This is a genomic window from Williamsia muralis (assembly GCF_051487485.1).
In the GTDB taxonomy this organism is placed as follows: domain Bacteria; phylum Actinomycetota; class Actinomycetes; order Mycobacteriales; family Mycobacteriaceae; genus Williamsia; species Williamsia muralis_B.
Window position 1 is genome coordinate 623,056 of sequence record NZ_JAHVCV010000003.1, and the last position, 21,722, is coordinate 644,777.

Genomic DNA, 21,722 nt, shown 5'->3' on the forward strand with positions numbered 1-21,722 from the left:
CAGTGCTCCTACGTAAAAGAGAGTTGAGGATGGACGGGTCGTGCCGCCGGGTGCTGCCACTGCAGCCGCCGGCCGTTTTCGGGATCGAAGAGATGAAGATCGGAGCTGTCCGCGACGAGAGTGATCTCCGATCCGATGGTGATGTCGCGGACACTGCCCACCCGGGACACCCGGGCGCACAACGCGACCGAGTTGACCGAGCAGTGCAGCAGGACATCGCCACCGAGGTTTTCGGTGAGCGTCACCACGGCAGGCAGTCGCACCACGTTGCTGGTGGGGTCCTGGACGTGTTCCTCGAAGCGGTCGTCCAGTCGGAGACGCTCGGGCCGGACACCGAGGGTCAAGCGAGCGGTGTTCACCTCTGCCGGTGTGGCCTCTATGCCGAGGGGGACAACAGAGTTCCCGACATGTGCGACCAGTCGACCCGCTTGGACAACGACGTCGACGTCTATGAGATTCATCGGTGGGGCGCCGAGGAAGGCTGCGACAAACACCGACTGGGGCGTGTCGTACAGCTCCTCCGGAGTACCGACCTGCTCGACGCGCCCCTTGTTCAGCAGCGCAATTCGGTCAGCCATCGTCATCGCTTCGACCTGGTCATGGGTGACGTACAGGAAGGTCTTGTTGACGCGCTTGTGCAGTTCGATCAGCTCGGTACGGGTGACGGCACGCAGTCGTGCGTCCAGATTCGACAGTGGTTCATCCATCAGGAACGCGCCGGGATCGCGAACCATGGCTCGTGCCAGTGCGACACGCTGTCGCTGACCGCCCGACAGCTGTCCCGGTCGCCGGTCGAGTAGTTCCGTCAGGCCCAGCGAAGCGGCCACACGTTCGACCGTCATTTTTGCCTCTTGCTTGGCCACTTTCGCGGTACGCAAGGGGAAACCAATGTTCTTTGCCACCGTCAGATGTGGGTACAGCGCGTAACTCTGGAACACCATCGCCAGATTGCGCTCTCGGGGTGGTACTTCCGTGACATCGGTGCCATCGATCACCACGCTTCCCTCGGTCGGTGTCTCCAGACCGGCGATGATGCGCAGCAGGGTCGATTTGCCACATCCGCTCGGTCCCAGGAGCACCATGAACTCGCCGCTCGGTACGGTCAGATCAACCGACTCGAGTACCGTCGTCCCGTCGAATCGCTTGGTCACCCCATCGAGTAACAGTTCGCTCATTCGACAGGCCCGGGTGTGGCAAGCTCGCCGGTCTCGATCCACTGTCGCACCACGGGCGCCAGCAATCGCGAATCGGCCAGCCAATCGACGTGACCGCGATGGGTGATCGAAGAGTCGCCTTCGATGTGCCAGCGAGTTACTTTGGCGGAAGCCAGCTTCCGCACCAGGAAGTCGACGTTCGATTTCGGCCCGAGGGTGTCGTCGTCCAGCGAGATGGCCAGCACCGGGAGGTCGAGCTTGCTGATGAGCTCGTCATAGTTCAGCTTGGTGCCCTTCGGCCTGTAACGGGCGGTCAACGAATGCCTCGACCAGTCGATCATCACTCCGCCGGCCATCGGACCAGGGATCAGGATCCCGCCTGGCCAGGATCCCCGGACTCGAGCCACGAGTCCGATCCACTGGATGGTTGACAGCGCCTCGATCCAGCGTCGAGGCCCGAATGCGCGCCAGAAGACGGTGCCGGTCCCGATGATCGTGACAGAGGCGACCGGGCCCTGCGTTCCTTGTGCAGCGGTTCGCAGCAGAGCCAGCTGGCCACCCAGGCTGTGCCCGAAGAGGTGTATCCGGGTCGCCTCAAATCGTTGACAGACGGCGTCGATGATCGCAGGGAGATCTTCTTCGAGCATCTCTCGGTAGCCGAAGTCGGGACAGTCAGCGAGTGCCGGCCGCGCTTCACCTTGCGCACGTAGATCGCAGGTGGCCACCTGCACTCCGGACTTGTTGAGTGCTTTGATCAGGGGCGCATAGTGCTTGGCCTTCATCGCCATCGCGGGGAGGATCAGGACAACGGGTGCCTGCGCGTCGGTCGTGGGCCAGACGCGCACGGTGATCGTGATGCCCGGTGCCGACTCGACGACGATCGCCTCTTGCTGTTTGAACGCGTCCGGACGCCCGGTTGTCTGCGTCATCAGACGGCCTCTCCGTGCACCACATCGCAGACGTACTCGAACGTGAATTTCGCAACGGTGATGTCGTCGGTGTTCAAGACCACCGCTTTGGCCGAGATCTCGTGACGGCCGGTGCTGACCGACGACGTGATGACCTGGAGTTCGCGTTCGTCGACCGTCGCGACGGTTCGCAGGACACCCATCGCGGGCTTGCGGTACGACGCCGTGGCGGACTTGAGCACGAGACGTTCGATTGTGTGCAGCTTGGTCGCTGCGGCGCCGACAAACGCGGCCGCGCCTGCGATATCCGCCGCCGTGTAGATCGCGCCCGCATGCACGGTACCCATGTGGTTCAGACCCGATGCCTCGCCACCTATTTCGACTATGGCGTGTTCTGGGGTCAGTACGGTGATCGTTGTTCCCACATGCTTGCCGAAGGGCACGATCTCGTCAGAGCGTGATCGAAGTGTTTCGAAGTCGGGATCGGCGTAGTCGATGTTGCCGAAGGCCGCGCCGAAGCTGCCGACAGGAACTGTGGAGCTGGTTGACATGATTCTCCTGGAGTTGATGTTGGTCAGTTGGGTAGCCGGCGTAGTGCACGCCGGGCAATCGACCAGCGCAGCACCTCCGTCGGCCCCTCGTAGATCCGAAATGCCCTGGCCTCCACCAGGAACCTGGCCACCAGGTGGTCCTCACAGACGCCGAGCCCGCCGTGCAGCTGGACAGCGCGATCGAGGATCCGCCACACCGCCTCTGCCACAAATGCTTTGGCCACCGACGCGGCATGACGTGCATCAGAGGCAGCAGGCCCCTGAGCATCGATCACTTCCGCCGCCCGTCGGATCAGCCCCTGGCTCGCCGCAATGTCGATTTCGGTGTCCGCGATCATTGCCTGTGCAAAGCCGCTCTCCGCAATCGGCGATCCGAATGAGGTCCTAGTGGTCACATGCCGGCAGGCCAGGTGATGGGCTCGAATTGCGACGCCCAGCCAATTGACGCAGAAGATGACACGGGAGGGAGCAAGACGGGCCTGCGCGTAGACCATCGCGCCACCCACCTCACCGAGGCGCGCATCATCACCGACCTCGCAGTCGGCGAAACGAACAATGCAGTGGCCACCGGGCACACATCGGTCGAGCGTGGTCATCCGTTCCACGACCTCAACACCGGGGTTGTCGGCGTCGACGATGAACATCGTGGCACCGTGTGCAGTGTCGGCAATACAGATGAAAAACGCCGCACCATCTGCTCCGGTGGTGAAGTGCTTGTCTCCGTTGATGATCCAACCGGTCGACGTCTGTAGCGCCGAAGTCATGAGCATCGAAGGATCAGAGCCGGCGCCGGGCGCAGGTTCTGTCATCGCAATCGACGATCGAACCGTGCCGGACGCCAGGGGAGCGAGGTACCGCTCCTTCTGGTCCGGTGTTCCGGCGTGCTCCAAGAGATGCATGTTGCCGTCATCGGGTGCCGAGCAGTTCACCGAGATCGGACCGAGGAGGCTGGTGCCCGCCACCTCCATCACGTCGATCAGTTCCGTCAAACTCAGGTCCAACCCACCATGTTCACGCGAGGACAGCGGACCGAAAACTCCTGCAGCTCTGGCTTTTTCCTGGAGCTCGAGACGCATGTCGTCGGTTACCCGCAGGTTGTTGCGGATGACATCGATCTCGACCGGGATCACTTCGTCCGTGATGAACGTCTGCATCCGCGCCTTCAGTGACGCTGGTGCCTGTGGTGGCGTCGTGGTGGCGGTCATCGAAGCACTCCGTCCTTCGGAACGGGCCAGAACTATCAGGACCCGCTCGTGGCTGCCTCTAACCGAGGCGGTCTGGAGTCAGTTTCTCCGAGCAGACGAGCCTGAGCGATGGCGATAGGGAGCGTCGATTGCGCGAGTGAGACGTACCGGCCACAAGCCCCCTTGTCGTCGGTCATCAGGGCGAATTGCGAGCCCGTTTTCGGTCGACCACGCGCAAGCACTTCAACTGGCCGAGGGAGCTGAACCGTCTGGCGGCGATCCGAGCAATGCTCCTCCCGTCAGAGGGACGGCCGGTGGATCGCCGGTCAACCCGCAGCAAAGTCCGGACGACAACACTCCGCTACGACACGGCGTCGCATCGCAGACGCCCAAACGAGGAAAGTCCTGACAGTTTCGTTACCCGAGGCAGGCGATTGCTCACGACCTCGATGAACGGATCACGCAGGCTGGAACAGCTCGACCAAATTGCCTGAGGGGTCAGAGACAAGAATCTGCTGACCTCCGGGGCCGGTCACGATGTCACTGCGAAATGGGACGTCGGCAGCTCGGAGTCGGTCGATTTCCGCGGCCAAGTCTTCGACGATCAGGTGAATCCGGTTCCAGCCGCCCGCGGTTGGAACCGCACCGTCCGGCTGGGTGCGAGCGCCGGAACTCGTCGGTCCGGAGAGCAACAGACGCAGTGGACCTCGAACCACATCGGCGAATGCGGGAGCCGCGCTGTAACGCAGAGTGAAGCCGAAGTGTTCTGTGTAAAAGGCGATCGCAGCATCCACGTCAGTGACGATGTATCGCACATTTGCGAGACTCGGATCAATAGATGTCATCACAACGCCTCTCCGGTAGAACGGGTCTTCCGCCATCGGGATTTTAGCGGACAAGCACCGTCGATTTGCCGGCCCATCGGTCATGTCGCCCGAGGGCCACCGGTCGATGACCTGAAAACCCGACCTTGACCCCCTTGCCGTACCCGGGCCGGCGGCCATGCGCGAGGTTTACCCAGTCCGACCACACAGTCAGCACTGACCGTTACTGTGGCGGAATGCACTGTGTGGTGGTCGGCGGGGGACTGGCAGGACTGGCTTCGTCGGTGTGGCTCGTCGAGGCGGGGCACCAAGTCACGTTGCTGGAGCGGCGCGGATCACTCGGCGGACGAACTATCGCGATGCCGGTCGCCGCCGTCGACGATGTGCCCGACAACGGGCAGCACGTGTTCGCCAGTGGGTACCAGCATCTGATGCGTTACCTCGACAGTGTGGGGACGCGGGCCCACGTCGAGTTCCCGGGCCACATGACGATTCGGATGCCGGGAGGCGGAAGCCGCGTGTCCGCGTTCGGCGGGCTGTCCGGACTACGCGCTGCGGTCGGCGACCTGCCGGGTGTCACCGGGTTGGATCGGCTTCGCACCGCACGGGCGCAGGTGACATTGATTCGCCAAGCCCTGCGGCAGCCGACCTGGCTCGACGACATCACAGCAGACGAGTGGTTCCGTCGAATCGGTATGCCACAGAAGGCGCGTGACGCACTCTGGGATGGCATCGTGATCGGCCTGACCGGCGACAAGCCCGAGATTTCGTCGGCGAAGGTGCCCGCCGATTTACTCGTGACCGGCTTCAGGCGTGCCCGTGAAACAAAGACACCGATCTCGATCGGCTATCCCACAGTCGATCTCGACACATTGTTCGTTGACGGCGCAGAGAAGATCTTCGCCGACAAAGGGGTACAGGTCCGACATCGAGCCGTGGTGACTGCCGTTGATGTGTCCGACGGCGTTGTCGCGGGCGTGACGCTTGCCGATGGCGAGCGCATCGCTGCCGACGCAGTCATCTGCGCGGTACCTGTGTGGAGCGTGAAGGGGTTGCTCGATCAGGTTCCCGGTTACGAGAAAATCTACGAAGCCATCGAACAGCTGACGCCCGTACCGATCGTCAGCGTCAATCTCTACTTGGACCGATCCATCGGCATGACCGACTGGGGCGAGATCCTTTACGGCGGAACAGGTGTGCTCGAGCAGGTCTGGGATCGACAGCGGATGCATGAGCGCGACCAATCACGTCATCACCTGTACTCGACAACCGTCTCAGCGGCTTACGAGCTCATCAAGAAATCGAACGACGAGATCACCCGGATACAGATGGACATGCTCCGTCGGTTTTACCCCGAGGCCAGCGATGCTCAGGTGGTCCACAGTCACGTGGTGCGCATGCCGCGATCGACGTTCGCCCAGCGGCCAGGCACGGCCGGCATCCGGCCCGACCAGCGAACCAGTGTTCGCGGGTTGGCACTCGCGGGGGACTGGACTCGGACGGACTGGACAACCACCATGGAGGGCGCCTGCCAGAGCGCAGCCCGTGCAGTGGACGTCATTCTGGACGACGCCGGACGAGGAGTCACTACCGAGGTGTCGGTCTCTCGAAGAACACCGCACCCATGACGGTTCTTGCGGCTGGACTCCGCCCTTCTGCCATGGTCGCGTTATTCGCACACATGTGCGAATATGATCTAGATGAACGCGCGCGGAAAGACCGGACTGAGTACCGATGACTTGGCATCGCTGACCACGGCGCTTGCTGCCGGCAAGCGGGTCACCGTCTACCTCCGTGATCCGATGCCATCGCTTGATCTGCCCGCGGGAGCATCGGCGCGCGTGATATCCGTCGATGGGTCAACTGTGACAGTGCGCCCGAAAGGTGTCGACGACCAATTGCCGTTCGAGGCCGATGAACTGCTGAAGACCCGGACGGCAGCAATCCCAGCACCAGCGCGCCAGCGGCCGGTCAAGGCGACGCCCGCGCCATCCGCACCGTCAGGCGCGTCGACCGCACCGAAAACCATTGCGCCGGAGACAAAGCCAGCATCTGAACCTGTGAAAACACCATCGGTGCAACCGAACCCTGCGACGCCAAAACCGGTGCGACGCCCTAAACCTGCCACCGCGGTGAGTGTCACCATCACGTCGGTTGGCGACACCGCGTGGACGGTGTCGTTGTCGCACGGAACCAAGAAGCAGGGCAAGGCCACCGATGTCACCTCAGACCGAGTGGCGCGAGCTATGCAGATGCTCGGTGACGACGCCGCGATCCAAGCCGTCAACGCAGTGATCGAGTCGGCACGGGCGGCGGCCCAGAAAAGGATCGATGAGTTGAGCCAGGAGCTCGAAGCAGCGAAAGCTATGCTCGCACATCTTGAGGTACAGGCCGAGGGCTCTGACGACGAGTAGCTCGCCCCGCCGCGCCCTGTAGTTTCGTCACACGTGACGGAAAAGAGTACCGGCGGTATCAGCCTGGCGCGCCGAGGACCGTCCCGATTAGGCGAGAACATACGCATGGTCGTCGCTTACAGCCTTAGGTGACTGTCGACGCAGGATATTGGCAGTTCGCGCGACGAACGAGATTTTCGACGCGAGCTCGGCCATACGAACTCAGCACGCCGCCGGTCGCATCGAGTCTGGGCTGTAAACCGTGAGTGAAAGATTGAAGGCGAAACCAGCTCACATGTGCGCCGTTTAAGGGCGCGCAGGCTTCGAGCGTGCAGCGAAGCGGCGTCACCATTGGTCTCCAGTGGTCTTACACCAACGCCGATAAGAAACATTATGTCAAGTAAAGACGACATGGCGGGCTGGTGCCAAGCGACCATCTGTCAGGGGGTGAACCCGGCTAACTGCTCGTCAAGCCACGGATAGAGTTCCTCGGCCCTTACGCTGAGGCGCGACTTCAACTCCCGGGTCGTGTCGTCGGCCAACACCTCGAGCGAACCGTTCACCACGCCGTCGTAGGCCTGCGCCACAACACTTTCCGAACTCACCTTGGGAACGTCCAAGGCGACAGTCATCGGCGTGTCGATCATGCCCACCTGCAGGCCGACCACCTGCGTTCCCTGTCCGCGCAGCACCGTCCGCAACGCATTGGTGGCCGACCATGTCGCGGCCTTCGATGCGGCGTATCCAGTTGGAAGGTTGATCCAGCTCGACAGGGACAGGACGTTCAGCAGGGTCCCACCCCCGTTAGCGGCCAGCACCGGGGTGAACGCGTTCGCGACCCGTAGTGTGCCGAAGAAGTTTGTCTCGAAGATGCGGCGAAGGTCCTCCTCCGGGCCCGAGATCAGGTCGCCGGCCGGTGCGATTCCGGCGTTGTTCACCAAGAGATCGACATCCGATGCGGTGGCGGCGGCGCGCGACACATCCTCAACATTCGTGATGTCAAGCGTCAACGGCCGGATGCGCGGGTCATCCCACTGCCGCGGGGTGCGCGCCGCGGCATAGACCGCGTCGGCTCCGCGATCAAGCGCCTGGGCAACGAATTGTTCTCCAAGACCGCCATTTGCTCCGGTGACTAGCACCGTCCGCCCGGCCAACGACTTGTTCATCTAGACTCCTCCTATAAATGGGGATGCTCCCCATAAACAGTATGTGGGGATGCTCCCCGCATAGTCAAGAAGGGCGGGTTGATGGCTGTGTCAGATGCCACCGCGAAGGCGCCGCGTCCGTTGCGCGCTGACGCCAAGCGGAACCGCGACGCCATCCTGCGCGCTGCGCGTGAGGCATTCGACAACGAAGGGGTACTGGCTTCTCTCGATGGCATTGCCGTTCTCGCGGGCGTGGGAAATGCCACGCTGTATCGCAACTTCCCCACACGCGACGACCTGCTGTCGACGGTCATAGAAACGAACATCGACGCAGCCGTTCTCGAGTCAAAAGAGTTGTCGCGCAACATGGCGCCGCGCCAGGCGCTCGTGGAGTGGCTGATCTACCTGACGTGGCAGCTACGCATTTGGCACGACCTGCCGTATTGCATCGCCATTGCCCACTCCGACCCGAGCTCTCCCGTCACTGACGCGTGCAACCCGCTCGCGGCCGCGACCGCAGACCTTCTCGGCGCCGCGAAGAGTTCAGGCGACGTGGCCGAATCCATCACCGCCGATGAGGTTTTTGAGCTGGTCACTACCCTGTCGTGGGGGGTGGATCGCTTCCAGGACGACATTGTGGCCGCGCGACGACGGGTCACCGTGGCGACAGCGGGCATCTTCACGTAACGGCTCACCTTTGCCCGGCCGATGGAGTTGAATGCCTCGGGTCACCCCTCGCCGAGACACGTGCCAACCCCGTAAAGGTCAGCCGTTTGTCGTCCGCCGAGCCAATTAATTGATTGTGTCCCGTTGAGGATCAAAGCAATTGATGCGCAACGCATAGAGTAGTTTGTCGCTTCACCTGAGAGTGCAGTGTTACGGATAGTGACCTTCTGCGGGATTGAACCCCGCGCTGAGTTGCCGGGTGGAACCGTTGCGGGGCTCAACCGTCCGCGTCAACGCTGTCTTCGAGTACCGCGGCTAGGGATTCCTTGTAGAAGGTGTCAAGCACGTCGACTGCTTCATTGACGTAAGCCGGCTCGTCGTACATCTCGTAGTGACCTGCACCGTTCACGACATGGAAGCCCTTCGCATTCGGAGCTGTCTCCCACAGGGCGAGGCCGTCGGCATATGAGAATGTGGTGCCGAGGCGACCTCCGACGATGACCTGCAGTAGCGCTTGCGCATTGATTTGTTCGCGGCGAGCTAGGCCGGATCGAGCGACAGCAGCAGCTCGCGAATTCGTCCGGGGTATGTCGTTGCAGCGGTAGCGTCAAGACATGCGGATCACAGTTGCGTCAGTGTCGACAATCGTTGTAGTAACACTCGCCAGCTGTGCAGTCTCAACATCCGGTCCTTCAGACGTTGAACCCGCGTCGGCTTCGAGCTCCGAACCGGTGGCTGCACCGCGCGCCGAATTAGAGATCTATGCGGCTGTCGTTCGGCAGTTGGTAGTCCTCGACCACTCTTTCGGCAGTGGGCCACCCACACCGTTTAAGCAGGTGTACGTGATCGACAGCTATGCATCGCGGAGCGGCGACCTGTTCATCGTGGCTGACGGACCACCCTTGGACGCTGAACTCAGGCGTGCGATAGCGAACCAGCCCGACGAGATGCCCCCGGTTGAGTTCATCGCCGAGATCGAGGACAAAGCCAACCCCGAACGTCAGGGCCTCACCGGAGTCGAAAACGATGGAGTCATCGTCGGCCTCGCCGCCCTGGCGCATCAGAGCGACGGAACGGTGCATGTTGGTGCCGGTTACTGGTGCGGCGGTCTTTGCGGATTAGCTCTGACCTACGTTGTCGGAAAGTTGGACGGTCGTTGGCAGGTCACCGGCAGGACCGGCCCGGTGTCCATCTCCTAACACCCAGGGCCCAGCGCACCCTTCTCAACGACGTCATCCACCCGGTCACCGCCACGAGCCCGCGCGCGGACTACAGCCCCGGCGGACGATCGCGGTACCCCTGCCGTTCGGCGTTCTTGTCGCCTCGGGTCTGCTCGGGCCTGCTCGCATAACCGAGCGAATACGACAATGCTCGATGTAGTGTTCGCGAAATGGAGACCTCGATCCCCCGGGACGTGCTCGCAGATTTCGGAGCCGCACTGTCTGACCCGGTGCGTGCGGAAATACTGCTGGCACTCCGATTTGGACCCAGTAACCCAAGCGAGCTTGCACGAAGGCTCAGCATTTCCCGCCAGTGCGTGACCAAACATCTTGCCCGCCTCAGCCAATCCGGAGTCGTCGTTGCCAGCTCCCACAGTGGTCAGCACCAGCACGCACTGGCCGATCCGCACTTCGGGCGTCTGTTGAACGACTTGGCCGACATGATGGTCGCGGTGAGGCGCCCCGACACCCAGGTGTAAATGCACGATTCGGCGCGGTCCAATAGCGCCGTCCTCACAGACGGCGGCGATCGCGCCGTTGAATCGTCTCCCCGAAGCGTCGAGCTGCTTGGACGTCGTTGTCATCAGGGCGGCCCTTGTTCACGCCGCCAGTCAGTTTGAACGGTCCCCACGTGTCGACACCTCGACACGTAAACGAACCCACAACCTCGAATCCACGGTTCTCAAGAATGCTCCCCAGCCGCTGCGTGTACCGAAGAAAAGGCGGCTCCGGCAGCCCGCTGGTACCAAACACGAATGCCTCGCGGCCAGTCATGTCGGAAAGCGCTTGAATGCAGTGCAGGAGCCGCTTGTCGAAGCCCATCCAGTAGATCCCCGAGCCAAACCCGACTCGATCGGCTTCACGGAGGACGGTAGGAGTTGCTTCTTCGGGAGCCAGCACGCGGGCGCCTAGGACCTCGCCGATGGCGTCGGCAATTCGACGGGTGTTGAGATGCTCCGACCGAGATGATGTCACCAATACGGTTTGCACGAGACAACCTTCCTGTTGTGGAGTTTGCGGATACATCTATCTAGACCGTGGCGACAGCTGATTCGTGACAGCAGATGGGAACGGTGGCCGACACGTAAGTGTCCGCAACAAACCGACGGGCAATCTTCCACGAGCATGAAACTGCAAGAACATCGACACTGTTCCCAAATAGACTGTCGCACAACGTTGTACAATTGTACCGTCAAGTCTGTCAAGTCGTCACGACGACGGGCTGAGCAGGCCGCTCTATACCGCGACACACTGGTTCGGCGACTTCTCCCCCGATCTTCAGCTGGTACCAACGATGGATCTACTGTTGACTCGTGCGGTTCGACTTGTCTTCATTAATCGATCCTGAGCTCTGGTCCCTCGCCGATGAGTCGCGAGCTTTCTATGCCCGCCGGCAGTCCGGCCGCGGTGCACGTAACCTCGACGAGTTGCGAGCTGTCAGGTTGCAAGCACCCTCCCCCGCGGTCTGCGAACCGAAGCCCCTTCTCGAGCAGGCGTCGGCCGCTGGCCGAACCGTTCCGGTACGGATCCACCAGCCCACCGGAATCGCTCCCTGCGGCGCGATCCTCGAAATCCACACCGGCGGCTTCTTCATGGGCTCGGCAGCCGGCAGCGACCTTCGCAACCGTCGGCTTGTCGAGACGCTCGGGGTCGCTGTGGTCAGTGTCGACTACCGCCTCGCGCCCGAGAATCCTTGGCCGGCCGCACCGGACGACTGCGAAACCGCCGCGCTATGGCTGGCTGAGAATGCCCATGCACGTTTCGGCACAACGAATCTCGCGATGGTCGGCTTCTCTGCCGGCGCCACGTTGACGATGGCAACCCTGCTCCGACTCCGCGAGCGTCGACTCAGAGCTTTCAGCGGGGGCGTACTCCAATGTGGAACTTATGACCTCTCCGCACAAACACCGGCGGGCAGATTGATCGCCGCCGAGTACTTCCTCGATGCGTACGCCGGTGATGCACCTGACCGGACCCACCCAGACCTGTCGCCCGTATTTGCTGACCTCACCGATCTGCCTCCCGTCATGATCGTGATCGGTACCGAAGACGTCCTCTTGGAGGACAACCTGGTTATGGCAACACGACTCGCGGCCGCCGGCGTCGAGGTCGATCTACGCCTCTACCCCGCCTCACCACATGACTTCAGCGGGCACTCGACCTCGATGGCTCGGGCGGCTTTGAACGACATCGACGAATGGTTGCGCGATCGCCTCGGTGTGCTCGACTGAACCCCGCCGTGGAAGCAGCAGGCCGCGCCTGAAAAGTTCTGCCTTACTCGGAAGTTCGCCACCTCAGTGACGGACACGCCGTTCAGGACTGCTGCGCGAACGGCGAGGCCGGACGATCGGAGCACTCAAGCCAAGCCGTGGCGACGTCGGCGGCTTTCGCTGTCGATGCGCTTCGGTCGGGCGTTCGAGAATCTTGGTGAAGTTGGGATGTTCGCCGATATGTTGGGCTGCGCGACGCCAGCTTGGCACGCGCCCGTTCGCACTGTTCCACACCCCGAACACTGCTTCGCTGGCCCACGTTTCGGCGAGTGGTACCACCGTGGCATGAACACCGCTGTCGCGGAATCTGGTCATCGTCTGACCGCCCGTCCAAACGGTAACCGTCCAAAAAGCTCCATCGGCACTCACGCGTAGACGCCCACCCAGAAACCCTTGGCTACGGCGGGCCTGCACGGCAATCACCAGGCTGGCCCAGACAAACCTTGGCACATCCCGCAGACGACCGGCCTTCATACGAGTAGCAACTACGACTGGCATCTCGCCCCCAAAAGTCCGAATCGTATGGTTCGGAGCGTACTAAGCGCAATCCATAGAGGACAGGGTGTTAGCCGACTCCGGAGTTCGGTTCAACAACCGCACATGGCGCTGGACGATGCGAAGCGTCATCGAGAGCGTTGAGTACAAATGCTGCGACCCGGCGTGTTGCGGCAAGGCCCCGGTGCGCTGTTCGGTCGATCGCGCAGCCATCTTGGACCACGATGTTGTTCACTGCTGTGCCGGCGGGGCCCGGCGTCAAACCCGCCGTGTACGGAATTACGAGCTCATCGTATTTCGTGACGATGTTCGTGTACCGGACGCCTGGAACATAGGGCGAGCCATCGGCATTCAGTGTCGTGATGAAGTCAGATCCCTCTACTGCCTGCAAACAGGCCGGGCACAACGGAATCGAGAGCGCACCTGATAGTCCGAGCTGTTCCTGTATCTCCTGTAGATAGTCTTCCCCCGCAGGTCCAGCAGTGCCGTTCCAGAGCGCGCCAAGGGCGACGAGGTTGGAGATAACGTCCTTGCCCCCTAGGAACTTTGCGTAATATCCCGACACCAAGCTTCCCTGCGAATGGGAGATGATGTCGACTTCCGAAGCCCGTGTTGACGTGCGAACGCGTTCGACGAATGCCGAGAGTTCGGCGGCATCGTCGTCCAAGGGATCGAGGGCACCTATTGCGGAAAGAGGCCAGGGCGCGTTGTCGATTTGGCCATATGTCAACCCGTAGACGCAGTAGCCCTCGTTCTTCAGCAGCGGACCGTACACTCCCCAATTGACCTGCTGGCTCGCAAATCCTCCGTGTACCAACACCACAGGTCGCGGGTGCGCCGGGCTTGGCCGGCACGACCAATCGTTGGTACCGGGCAATGAGCCGTTCGGGTTGGTCAACTCGGCGACGATCCCCGTGTTGAAGTCATAGCTGACTGGCAGCGGCGCGGCGGTAGCCGTAGCGCGCGTCGTAGCGACAAAGCAGATTGCCAACATCAAAATGGCAACTAACCGTAGACGTTTCATCATCAACCCCCTAGTGCGCGACGAATGCGACGCATCGTCCACACAGATCCCCGAATTCCGTCGAATGCTACTGGCTGAGCAGTGCGTTGGGGTCCATATCGACGGCTTTGGGTCGCGAGCATCTTCGTTCACCGTGTGTGGCTTCTTAGGTGAGCGGCCGATAGTTGTTCTGTCGCGTAGCCCCGGTGGGCACTGATGGCGTCGACGCGCAGTTCGGTTGGTCCCGCAGGGATCGCGCTATTCGCCGACGGCGTCACGCCTGCGCAGCATCATGATTGCCAGCCGCCAGTCGAAGCCGACTGCGGCGTCTTGTTCGATGGCCGCCGTCAGCCGGTCGGTGAACAACTCGTGCTCGATCGCCGCGCGGTCCTCGTGCGGTACGGCCGCAAGCAGTGACGGGCCGAACGACACCCGAATGGCCTCGGCAACGTCGTGGGCGTACTGCCCACGGTCGCCGTCCACGTTCTGCTCGGCAATCGGATCGCCCAGGACTACCTCTTCGAAATGATCAAGCGTGAAGGCGGCGTGCGGGAACGGCGCATGCCACTCGGCTGCGGTGCGGTACCACGCCGGGATGGGGGTGAGCGACGTCCTGGGCAGACGTCCTGTTTCGATCATGTCGCCGGCGACGCGCCGGAGTGTCGTCATCACGGTTTCGGCCCCGCTGTTGCCGGCCGCATCAGCCGACCCGACCACGATGATGAGACGTGCGCCCGGCAACAACTCTCGACCTCTGGCGTCGAGAAACCCGGCCCAGTCGTCCCCCGCTTGCAGTGCCCATCGGTCACGCTGTGACTGCGTCCCGTCGGTGTACCACATGCCGTCGAGCGGCCCCGGAGCTGCGCTGAGCCAATGCAGCGCAATCGAACTCCACGCCAGAGAGACCGATCGCGGCGGGAGTATGTGTTGGTAAAACGACCGCCCGACCGCGCTGGAGTAAACAGCGGGACCGGCATAGGTGTCCGGATCGTCTGCGACAGTGGCAAACAACGAGCTGAAATCGTTCAGCGGGAGGTCGGTGTGGACCACACTGATCGGCGTATCTGCCGGATGAACGCGGCGCATTTCCTCGATCGCGGCGCGCATGGGAGCCAACGAATTGCGCCCCTCTGAACATCCATAGTCAGCGATCGTCAGCGACCCGTCGGAGGTTGGTGGCACTACTGCGGCTGCCTGGCGAAGCAGCGGAAAGGCGCGAGCCGCAGCACTCAACTGCGCCGTCGAATGCTCGTTGTACTGCCCGCCGCCCGCCATCGCTTCTGGTTGCGTCATGAACGGTTTCTCCATCGATGGGTCGGCTCCGACATATGCTCGTTCCTCCTTACCTCCAACTCTGGCTGTCAAGCAGCGAATCGGGAAAATGCAACCAGTCTCCGGCCAACTGCGAGTCCGATGAGTTTCAGTCGTTGTGGTGGTCTAACTCGCATGGGCAAACTCACTTACGGCATGAACATCTCAGTGGACGGCTACATCGCCGACAGGAACGGCGATATCGGGTGGAGCGACCCTGACGCCGAACTGCACCAGTACTGGAACGACCAGGTCCGCAACACAGCGGTGTCGTTGTATGGGCGAAAGCTGTACGAGCTGATGGCCGCCCACTGGCCGACCGCCGACGAGGCCCCCGACGTGTCTCCGGTGGAGGCCGAGTACGCCCGGCTGTGGCGCGCGATGCCGAAAGTGGTGTTCTCGAACACCCTCGGTTCGGTCGGCTGGAACTCGCGACTGGAGCGCGGCGATGTCGTCGACTTCGCCACCAAACTCAAGGCGGACACCGACGGGGTGATCGACGTTGCCGGTGCCACGCTCGCCGCGCCGTTGGTCCAGGCTGGCCTCGTTGACGAGTTCCACATGGTGGTCACCCCCGCGGCGGTGGGTGGTGGGCTGCCGTTCTTCCCGACATTGGACAACTGGATCTCGTTGGAGCTGACTGAGAACCGTACGTTTCCGTCTGGCGCGGTGCTCCTCCGGTATGCAGCCAAGAAGTAGGAGCGAGTCACATTCACCTAGACCAGTGATAGCCCCGTGTGACAACTAGACCGGCGCGTCTCGATCACCCAGCAGACGCGCTGGATGGCGTAAATACCGATGACCGACACGTCAATACGACTCCCCCGGTTCGTCGGGCCACGTGGTCGTCGACCGACGTCAGTGTCCGTAGGTATAGCGGAGATCGGCGTTGATAAGTTCTCCGATGCGCTGACACATTTGCCGGAACAGGCGGTCATCTGGAGCGGGCGGCTCCAGCAGCAGAGTCCATCGAAGTGCGGTCTCGCTGCCACTTTCCGTCAGGTCGAACTGGATGGTCGCGTCGGGTCGTTTCGCCCAGATCGATGACCACACAACAAGTGTCGGGCGTTGGGTGGAAAGAACACGCGGTGGCGTCTCGTCGTCGAGCAGATGCAGCCACGGCCGGCCGGAAACGCGGCCGGGATCTGCCAAGTCCTCGAACACAACCCAGGGTGGGGGCGGCTGAGAGCGCTGCCGAGTCGCGACCGCTTGCATACACGAACCGTACGAGACTGAATGGCGGCGGTCTACCGATTGCTCGCAGCGTTCCTCGTCGCCCGATGACTTGTCGGAAAAAACTGGGATGCAACAACCGCTGAAAAACCGGTACGGTGTTTCGGTGTTCCGTCGAGTCGAAGCAGGTGCTGGCGCCGCGCGCGCCTCTATGAGATGACTGCGCCCCGCAGCCGACCGTGATGGTCGGCAACTCAGTCATGTCCTCGCCCCGATGTTTCGGGCAATCGGCTCACCGCGTCCCGGACGCGGTCTCACTGCAGGTCTCCGATAGGCGTACCTGCACGGATGGATCCACCATGAAACCTCTTACCCACCAGCAGATCATCGACTCATTTCGCGGCGCGACGCGCCGCGAGATCAAGCGAGTCACATTCCCGACCGACTTCGACGACACCGATTTCGACGCGCTCGACTTCTACGGGTGGCGGGACCGAAAGATCCCCCGTCGTGGCTACATCTGCGTCCCTCATCAGGGCGACGTCATCACCTTGCTGTTGACGCAGGCTGAAGCCGTCCCCAAGCGACGGGCCATGTGTACTTGGTGTCGCGATGTCAATCTGACAAGCGCAGCGGTCATGTTCTCGACTCGCCGGATGGGTTCTGCTGGGCGCCGCGGCGACACGATCGGCGTTCTCGCCTGCGAGGACTTCAGCTGTTCACGCAACGTCCGCCGGCTCCCACCCGCCTTCCACCGGCAGACCGACCTCGACGCATTGAGGGCCGAGGTGGTGACAGGGCTGCGCATTCGCGTCGAGGCTTTCGTGGCCAACGTGCTGTCGTCAGCAGACGCCTGACTTGGCGCCCGCGGCGCCGGCGGTCGATGCCGGTGCAGCGGTGTTCGCCGTCCGTCACCCCAGGTTTGGCTCCATCGGTGGCGGGCATTCGAGTGAGATGAACACACCTCATCCCAACTCCGAGTTCACACCTCGCCATGCGATCGTCACCGGTGGTGATTCAGGTATCGGCCGCGCAGTGGCGGTCGCTCTTGCCCACAGTGGTCTTGATGTCGCGGTCACGTACAACTCCGACCGCGACGGCGCCGAAGCCACGGTCGCGGAGATCGAGGCAACGGGACGCCGAGGCGCTTCGGCGCACCTGGACCTCACCGACCTACCGGACGCGGCGGCTGCCATCGACGCCCTGGCGGCCGACCTCGGAAGCCTCGACGTACTCGTCAACAGTTCGGGAACCGGTACCGCCACACCGTTCCTCGATCTGGACTTCGACGACTGGCGAACCGTGCTGTCGGTCGACGTCGACGGCGCATTTCTGTGCAGCCAACGCGCGGCGCGACTCATGGTCGCGCAGAAGACGGGAGGGCGCATCATCAACATCACCAGCGTCCACGAACACCTACCCAAAGTGGGTGCCGCGCCTTACTGCGCCGCAAAGGCCGGGCTCGGTGCACTCACTAAGGTCATGGCGATCGAGCTTGCCGAGCACGGGATCACCGTCAATTCGGTTGCACCCGGCGAGATCTCGACGCCGATGACGGGTCAGACGGACGAAGACCCACGAGACAACCCACGACCGGGGGTTCCACTGGGCCGCACCGGCGATGCCCGCGAAATCGCCTCTGTGGTGGACTTTCTGGCAGGACCCTCGTCGTCGTACATGACCGGGGCATCGCTGGTGGTCGACGGGGGCATGGCGCTGATGGGTCCACAGGCCGTCCAATTTGTACCCGACGGGTCGTGGCGCCGACCGTAGGCCGGCGCTCGTTCTCGAAGACGCCGACTAAGACGTTTCGTCCGGGTCGTCCGCGCCTTCAGCCTGGTCCGGCTGTTCGGTCGTGGACGTCACCATGTCCGGATCTCCGTCGGGATCGTAGGTGTCATCGCCTTTGTCATCTTGCGGTGCAGTCATGCGGCCTCCTTTGTCCTGAAGCCGACATACCCCTGGTCGATCGGACGGAAACGAGAAGTCCTCTGCCGGATTACTGCGCACCGCCCCGGGCGGGTGCGATGAGCGTCCACCAGCTCACGAGCGGTCGAGACGGGTGACCACCCCTCGGTCTCCATCCACGCGGACACGATCACCGGTCTTCAACGACTGCGTGGCCACCAACGTGTTGACGACGCACGGCAGTCCGTATTCGCGCGCCACCACAGCACCATGGGACACCGAGCTGCCGATGTCGGTGACAAGCGCACCGATGACGGTGAAGTACGGCGTCCACCCTACGTCGGTCACCGGCGCGACCAGTATCTCTCCACGCTGCACATCGCGTGCGTCGATGATCGATTTGGCGACGCGCACAACGCCTTCGACAGTTCCGCGGCTTGCCGGGCGGCCGATGATCTCATCGTCGGTGACACCCCGCTGTGGCCGGGCGATGAGCGGTGTCGGCCGTCCGACAGACACGTCGTCGAACTCGAGTGAGTCCTGGAATGCCAGAGCCTCCCGGCGCTTGACTGCTCGATGCACAAGAGCGTCGATATCGCCGGAACCGACGACGCGGTTCAGTTCTTCCCGGTCGAAGAAGAACACAAGATCCGGATCAGGGAGTCGTCCGGCTGCGGCCAGCACCTCGCCCAGATGCCGGTAGCCCAGCTTGAGCGAATGCGCCATCAGCGCCATCTTCGACTTGGTCTCCTCGCGCCCTCGTGCGCCTCCTTGCGCCAACCTGGCAAGAAATCTGATGGACCCTGCGCTTGGCACCTCGGGCCGGATCTTGGCCGACCCACGATCAGGCGGATCGATCGCCGACCGCACCATCACCTGCATCATCGCACCGAGCCCTTCGGGGTCCTCGGCCCACGACGCATCGCGCATGCACAGCTCGCGGTATCCACGGTGGCCGTGGCGCTCCAGGAACTGCTCCAGCGCCATTCCGGCCGCGCTGCCGCTGGCACGCAACTCCCCTACCGCGGTACCCGGCTCCCCCGTCAAGAACTTCGTGGCAGCCACGTCGTCGGCCGCGATGGTGTGTACCACCGAGTCGAGCTCTTCCAGCATGAGCGCGCTCTCGACGTCGGATGCGCCGGCCATGAGCCTGGTCGCCTCGGCGCGACCCTCGTCTTCGCTACGTCCTTCTTTGACTGCCTGTCTCATCAAGACACTCTCGAGGACGTTGGCGGCGACTGCCGCGCGCGACGACGAGCGCACATGAGTCAAGGTGATGTCGCAGTACTGTTCCACCCCGGATTCGAGCTGCCGCAACACCCGCCGAGGGTCATCACCGGTCGGCACCTCGAACTCGGCGATCTGATCCTTCAATCGCCGGATCGCGGGGCCGGCAGACAACGCGTACGTGGTGAGCCGCACGGTGTTGATCAGTCGGCGCAAGAACGGTTTTGGCGGTTTCGGTTTCAACTCGTCAACCACCCGACCGCAGATCGAGGTGGAGAATTGTTCCAGCGAATTGCCCAGGATTCCCGAGCTGAGACCGGTGCCCTCGGTCAGGTTCAAGAACATGTGCCCCTGAAAATAGCCGACCTGCAACCACGGCTTCTCGTACTTCGGCTGCGCTCGCGCCACCACCTGCGTCATCTGCATCGCGTAATCGATGGCGAAACCGGAGACCGAAGCAGTCAACGGGCAGAATGCCCCGGGCATCATCTCGCCGATGTTGCAGCGGGTGTACACATGGTCTGCACCCGCGAGTGGCGAATCCATCTCGCCCAGATCGCCGGGCAGAGTGGTGATAGGACGAGCCTGCAGCCACCAGACCTTCCCCGACTGGTCGATGGCCCACTCGAGATCCATCGGTTTGTCCCAATGTTGCACAGCACGCAAGGCGCCCGCCCGGATCTCCGAGACCTCCTCTGGCGACAGGACCGGCACCTCACCCACCTCGCGAACGGCTGAGTTGCCCTCGGAATCCAGGACAATGTGGTCTGGGGACGCCGACCCGTCGACAAGCGCTTCGCCGAGCCCAGCAATGGCATCGATCACCATGAGGTCGCGCCGGCCGGTGGCCGGGTCTGCGGTGAACACGACTCCTGCGGCTCGCGCATCGACCATGTGCTGCACCACCAGATGCATTGTGGCCGTGGTCTGTCCACTGTAAGACGACGCGCGTCCCGAATGAACCGACGCCGCACACGTGTGGACAGCCGCAGCAAAGTCATCGACGGAGTCGACTCCCAGCACGGTGTCGTACTGTCCTGCGAACGACTGGTCGTCGCCGTCTTCGCCGACTGCCGAAGACCTCACGGCGACCGGAGTTGCACCCGCCGAGGCCATCTGGGAAAAACGTTCAGCCACATCATCGACGGCGATCTGGTCGGAAGCGTCAGCGATCACAAATCCGACTGGCACAGCAAGTCCCAACCGGCGCAACTGTGCCAGGCCTGCCGCTTTTCCACCGTAACGACCGTCAAAAACCTCGTCGAACTCGACCGCGGTCAACGTCATGACGATCCTCCCAATTCATCCACGATCTCCGCGAGCGCGTCGACCTCGATGGGACCCGGTTGATAAAGACAGATCCGCTCGGAGACACCGTCGACCCGGTCGCGGATGTGCGCAGCCACCTCGGATGGGGTGCCACACGCGGCAATCGTGTGCAGTATCTCGTCGTCGATCAGCGTGGCCATCTCTTGCCAGCGGCCCTGCTTGGACATCGCGTTCAGTTCGGGCTGCAGATCGCCCCATCCGTGGGCATCGAGGACCGGCCGGTACGCCGGTGTGGAACCGTAGAACGCCAGCAACATCCGAGTCGAGGCGTGATCGTCATCGCGGCCGGTATCCACCGACACGATGATCTCGGGGACCACCTCGAAGTCGCTCTCGCTGCGGCCCGCAGCAGCCAATCCCTCGCGCACCGCAGGCAGTGTCGACTCGTGAAGGAACCGCTTCGACCCGAAGGGCATCACCAACAAGCCATCGGCCACTTCTGCTGTGGCTCTGGTCAACCGGGGTCCGAGCGCGCCGAGATAGATCGGCGGCGGACCGTACGGGTTGGGGCCGGGTACAAAGGTCGGCGTCATCAGGGTGTGCCGGTAGTACTCGCCGAGGAAGTCGAGTCGTTCACCCTCGTTCCACGTGGCGAAAATCGCTCGTAGCGCCCCCACCAATTCCTTCATCCGTGCTACCGGATGATCGAACTCGACTCCATAACGCTTCTCGATCTGCGCGCGAACTTGCGTGCCCAGACCCAGGATGAAACGTCCTTCGCTGATCAGCTGAAGGTCGTTGGCCTGATGGGCGAGCTGAATTGGGTTGCGAGGGAATGCAATCGCAACATTCGACATGACATCGAGATTCTTCACCGACGATGCCAGCACCAGTGGGGTGAAGACGTCGAACGGTCCTTCAAAGGTGAACACGCCTGATGCGCCGGCTTCCTTGAGCACTTGCGCCCGTTCGAGTGCATCGGTTGGCCCAAACAGCGCTGTCATGATCTTCATACCTGCGC

23 protein-coding genes are annotated in these 21,722 nt (G+C 62.5%); 9 read left to right on the forward strand and 14 right to left on the reverse strand.

What is annotated here, in order from left to right:
* Positions 1-8 precede the first annotated feature (8 nt).
* The 5 genes from KXR83_RS11245 to KXR83_RS11265 form a co-directional block, all read right to left on the reverse strand.
* On the reverse strand, positions 9-1,175 hold the full coding sequence (locus KXR83_RS11245) for an ABC transporter ATP-binding protein (protein ID WP_437424895.1): 1,167 nt from the start codon (positions 1,173-1,175) through the stop codon (positions 9-11).
* Positions 1,172-2,083: an alpha/beta hydrolase family protein gene (locus tag KXR83_RS11250; protein ID WP_437424896.1), complete on the reverse strand. Its 912-nt coding sequence runs from the start codon at positions 2,081-2,083 to the stop codon at positions 1,172-1,174. Before KXR83_RS11250 ends, KXR83_RS11245 begins: the two co-directional genes overlap by 4 nt.
* Entirely contained in the window at positions 2,083-2,613 is a 531-nt protein-coding gene (locus KXR83_RS11255; protein WP_437424897.1) for a YiiD C-terminal domain-containing protein, read from the reverse strand. Before KXR83_RS11255 ends, KXR83_RS11250 begins: the two co-directional genes overlap by 1 nt.
* A 23-nt stretch (positions 2,614-2,636) precedes the next feature.
* Positions 2,637-3,818: an acyl-CoA dehydrogenase family protein gene (locus KXR83_RS11260; protein WP_437424898.1), complete on the reverse strand. Its 1,182-nt coding sequence runs from the start codon at positions 3,816-3,818 to the stop codon at positions 2,637-2,639.
* Between the two features lie 437 nt (positions 3,819-4,255).
* Positions 4,256-4,642: a VOC family protein gene (locus KXR83_RS11265; protein ID WP_437424899.1), complete on the reverse strand. Its 387-nt coding sequence runs from the start codon at positions 4,640-4,642 to the stop codon at positions 4,256-4,258.
* A 215-nt stretch (positions 4,643-4,857) separates the two neighbouring features.
* On the opposite strand from KXR83_RS11265, the gene hpnE reads away from it, so the two are divergent.
* Both hpnE and KXR83_RS11275 read left to right on the forward strand, forming a co-directional pair.
* Positions 4,858-6,249: a hydroxysqualene dehydroxylase HpnE gene (hpnE, locus tag KXR83_RS11270; protein ID WP_437424900.1), complete on the forward strand. Its 1,392-nt coding sequence runs from the start codon at positions 4,858-4,860 to the stop codon at positions 6,247-6,249.
* A 72-nt stretch (positions 6,250-6,321) separates the two neighbouring features.
* Positions 6,322-7,035, forward strand: a complete 714-nt coding sequence (locus KXR83_RS11275) for a DUF6319 family protein (RefSeq protein WP_437424901.1) — start codon at positions 6,322-6,324, stop codon at positions 7,033-7,035.
* A gap of 419 nt (positions 7,036-7,454) precedes the next feature.
* On the opposite strand, the gene KXR83_RS11280 is transcribed toward KXR83_RS11275, so the two are convergent.
* Positions 7,455-8,180: an SDR family oxidoreductase gene (locus KXR83_RS11280; protein WP_437424902.1), complete on the reverse strand. Its 726-nt coding sequence runs from the start codon at positions 8,178-8,180 to the stop codon at positions 7,455-7,457.
* 81 nt (positions 8,181-8,261) lie between these two features.
* On the opposite strand from KXR83_RS11280, the gene KXR83_RS11285 reads away from it, so the two are divergent.
* On the forward strand, positions 8,262-8,846 hold the full coding sequence (locus KXR83_RS11285) for a TetR/AcrR family transcriptional regulator (RefSeq protein WP_437424903.1): 585 nt from the start codon (positions 8,262-8,264) through the stop codon (positions 8,844-8,846).
* 256 nt (positions 8,847-9,102) lie between these two features.
* Here the strand turns inward: KXR83_RS11285 and KXR83_RS11290 are convergent, their stop codons facing one another.
* Positions 9,103-9,234: a hypothetical protein gene (locus tag KXR83_RS11290; protein ID WP_437424904.1), complete on the reverse strand. Its 132-nt coding sequence runs from the start codon at positions 9,232-9,234 to the stop codon at positions 9,103-9,105.
* A 433-nt stretch (positions 9,235-9,667) separates the two neighbouring features.
* Between KXR83_RS11290 and KXR83_RS11295 the strand changes: the two genes are divergently transcribed.
* A complete protein-coding gene (locus KXR83_RS11295) occupies positions 9,668-10,024 on the forward strand; it encodes a hypothetical protein (RefSeq protein WP_437424905.1) in 357 nt (118 codons plus the stop codon).
* Positions 10,025-10,215: 191 nt separating this feature from the next.
* Positions 10,216-10,524, forward strand: coding sequence for an ArsR/SmtB family transcription factor (locus KXR83_RS11300; protein ID WP_437424906.1), 309 nt, complete (start codon positions 10,216-10,218; stop codon positions 10,522-10,524).
* Between the two features lie 34 nt (positions 10,525-10,558).
* On the opposite strand, the gene KXR83_RS11305 is transcribed toward KXR83_RS11300, so the two are convergent.
* Complete coding sequence (locus KXR83_RS11305; protein ID WP_437424907.1) at positions 10,559-11,071, reverse strand: flavodoxin family protein; 513 nt, start codon at positions 11,069-11,071, stop codon at positions 10,559-10,561.
* 287 nt (positions 11,072-11,358) lie between these two features.
* On the opposite strand from KXR83_RS11305, the gene KXR83_RS11310 reads away from it, so the two are divergent.
* Positions 11,359-12,276 (forward strand): alpha/beta hydrolase, encoded by a 918-nt coding sequence (locus tag KXR83_RS11310; protein ID WP_437424908.1) that lies wholly within the window; start codon positions 11,359-11,361, stop codon positions 12,274-12,276.
* A gap of 604 nt (positions 12,277-12,880) precedes the next feature.
* Here KXR83_RS11310 and KXR83_RS11315 read toward each other — a convergent pair.
* Together KXR83_RS11315 and KXR83_RS11320 are read right to left on the reverse strand one after the other, a co-directional pair.
* Entirely contained in the window at positions 12,881-13,837 is a 957-nt protein-coding gene (locus KXR83_RS11315) for an esterase/lipase family protein (protein ID WP_437424959.1), read from the reverse strand.
* Between the two features lie 234 nt (positions 13,838-14,071).
* Positions 14,072-15,106: a hypothetical protein gene (locus KXR83_RS11320; protein WP_437424909.1), complete on the reverse strand. Its 1,035-nt coding sequence runs from the start codon at positions 15,104-15,106 to the stop codon at positions 14,072-14,074.
* A 153-nt stretch (positions 15,107-15,259) separates the two neighbouring features.
* Here KXR83_RS11320 and KXR83_RS11325 point away from each other — a divergent pair, with 153 nt between their 5' ends.
* On the forward strand, positions 15,260-15,823 hold the full coding sequence (locus KXR83_RS11325) for a dihydrofolate reductase family protein (RefSeq protein ID WP_437424910.1): 564 nt from the start codon (positions 15,260-15,262) through the stop codon (positions 15,821-15,823).
* Between the two features lie 159 nt (positions 15,824-15,982).
* Here KXR83_RS11325 and KXR83_RS11330 read toward each other — a convergent pair whose 3' ends face one another.
* Positions 15,983-16,339: a hypothetical protein gene (locus KXR83_RS11330; RefSeq protein ID WP_437424911.1), complete on the reverse strand. Its 357-nt coding sequence runs from the start codon at positions 16,337-16,339 to the stop codon at positions 15,983-15,985.
* 317 nt (positions 16,340-16,656) lie between these two features.
* Between KXR83_RS11330 and KXR83_RS11335 the strand changes: the two genes are divergently transcribed.
* Together KXR83_RS11335 and KXR83_RS11340 are read left to right on the forward strand one after the other, a co-directional pair.
* Complete coding sequence (locus KXR83_RS11335; protein ID WP_437424912.1) at positions 16,657-17,154, forward strand: FBP domain-containing protein; 498 nt, start codon at positions 16,657-16,659, stop codon at positions 17,152-17,154.
* 97 nt (positions 17,155-17,251) lie between these two features.
* Positions 17,252-18,070: an SDR family oxidoreductase gene (locus KXR83_RS11340; RefSeq protein WP_437424913.1), complete on the forward strand. Its 819-nt coding sequence runs from the start codon at positions 17,252-17,254 to the stop codon at positions 18,068-18,070.
* Between the two features lie 27 nt (positions 18,071-18,097).
* Here KXR83_RS11340 and KXR83_RS11345 read toward each other — a convergent pair whose 3' ends face one another.
* The 3 genes from KXR83_RS11345 to KXR83_RS11355 form a co-directional block, all read right to left on the reverse strand.
* Complete coding sequence (locus KXR83_RS11345) at positions 18,098-18,226, reverse strand: hypothetical protein (RefSeq protein WP_437424914.1); 129 nt, start codon at positions 18,224-18,226, stop codon at positions 18,098-18,100.
* A 114-nt stretch (positions 18,227-18,340) separates the two neighbouring features.
* On the reverse strand, positions 18,341-20,719 hold the full coding sequence (locus tag KXR83_RS11350) for a PEP/pyruvate-binding domain-containing protein (protein WP_437424915.1): 2,379 nt from the start codon (positions 20,717-20,719) through the stop codon (positions 18,341-18,343).
* Positions 20,716-21,714: a TIGR03617 family F420-dependent LLM class oxidoreductase gene (locus tag KXR83_RS11355; RefSeq protein WP_437424916.1), complete on the reverse strand. Its 999-nt coding sequence runs from the start codon at positions 21,712-21,714 to the stop codon at positions 20,716-20,718. Before KXR83_RS11355 ends, KXR83_RS11350 begins: the two co-directional genes overlap by 4 nt.
* Positions 21,715-21,722: the final 8 nt, after the last annotated feature.

Coding starts and splice junctions, on each gene's coding strand:
- KXR83_RS11305 (WP_437424907.1), bottom strand. CDS start 11,071: ATGTATCCGCAAACTCCACAACAGGAAGGTTGTCTCGTGCAAACCGTA.
- KXR83_RS11250 (WP_437424896.1), bottom strand. CDS start 2,083: ATGACGCAGACAACCGGGCGTCCGGACGCGTTCAAACAGCAAGAGGCG.
- KXR83_RS11355 (WP_437424916.1), bottom strand. CDS start 21,714: ATGAAGATCATGACAGCGCTGTTTGGGCCAACCGATGCACTCGAACGG.
- KXR83_RS11285 (WP_437424903.1), top strand. CDS start 8,262: ATGGCTGTGTCAGATGCCACCGCGAAGGCGCCGCGTCCGTTGCGCGCT.
- KXR83_RS11335 (WP_437424912.1), top strand. CDS start 16,657: ATGAAACCTCTTACCCACCAGCAGATCATCGACTCATTTCGCGGCGCG.
- KXR83_RS11265 (WP_437424899.1), bottom strand. CDS start 4,642: ATGACATCTATTGATCCGAGTCTCGCAAATGTGCGATACATCGTCACT.
- KXR83_RS11260 (WP_437424898.1), bottom strand. CDS start 3,818: ATGACCGCCACCACGACGCCACCACAGGCACCAGCGTCACTGAAGGCG.
- KXR83_RS11345 (WP_437424914.1), bottom strand. CDS start 18,226: ATGACTGCACCGCAAGATGACAAAGGCGATGACACCTACGATCCCGAC.
- KXR83_RS11300 (WP_437424906.1), top strand. CDS start 10,216: ATGGAGACCTCGATCCCCCGGGACGTGCTCGCAGATTTCGGAGCCGCA.
- KXR83_RS11325 (WP_437424910.1), top strand. CDS start 15,260: ATGGGCAAACTCACTTACGGCATGAACATCTCAGTGGACGGCTACATC.
- KXR83_RS11340 (WP_437424913.1), top strand. CDS start 17,252: ATGAACACACCTCATCCCAACTCCGAGTTCACACCTCGCCATGCGATC.
- hpnE (WP_437424900.1), top strand. CDS start 4,858: ATGCACTGTGTGGTGGTCGGCGGGGGACTGGCAGGACTGGCTTCGTCG.
- KXR83_RS11350 (WP_437424915.1), bottom strand. CDS start 20,719: ATGACGTTGACCGCGGTCGAGTTCGACGAGGTTTTTGACGGTCGTTAC.
- KXR83_RS11315 (WP_437424959.1), bottom strand. CDS start 13,837: ATGATGAAACGTCTACGGTTAGTTGCCATTTTGATGTTGGCAATCTGC.
- KXR83_RS11255 (WP_437424897.1), bottom strand. CDS start 2,613: ATGTCAACCAGCTCCACAGTTCCTGTCGGCAGCTTCGGCGCGGCCTTC.
- KXR83_RS11320 (WP_437424909.1), bottom strand. CDS start 15,106: ATGACGCAACCAGAAGCGATGGCGGGCGGCGGGCAGTACAACGAGCAT.
- KXR83_RS11280 (WP_437424902.1), bottom strand. CDS start 8,180: ATGAACAAGTCGTTGGCCGGGCGGACGGTGCTAGTCACCGGAGCAAAT.
- KXR83_RS11245 (WP_437424895.1), bottom strand. CDS start 1,175: ATGAGCGAACTGTTACTCGATGGGGTGACCAAGCGATTCGACGGGACG.
- KXR83_RS11330 (WP_437424911.1), bottom strand. CDS start 16,339: ATGCAAGCGGTCGCGACTCGGCAGCGCTCTCAGCCGCCCCCACCCTGG.
- KXR83_RS11275 (WP_437424901.1), top strand. CDS start 6,322: ATGAACGCGCGCGGAAAGACCGGACTGAGTACCGATGACTTGGCATCG.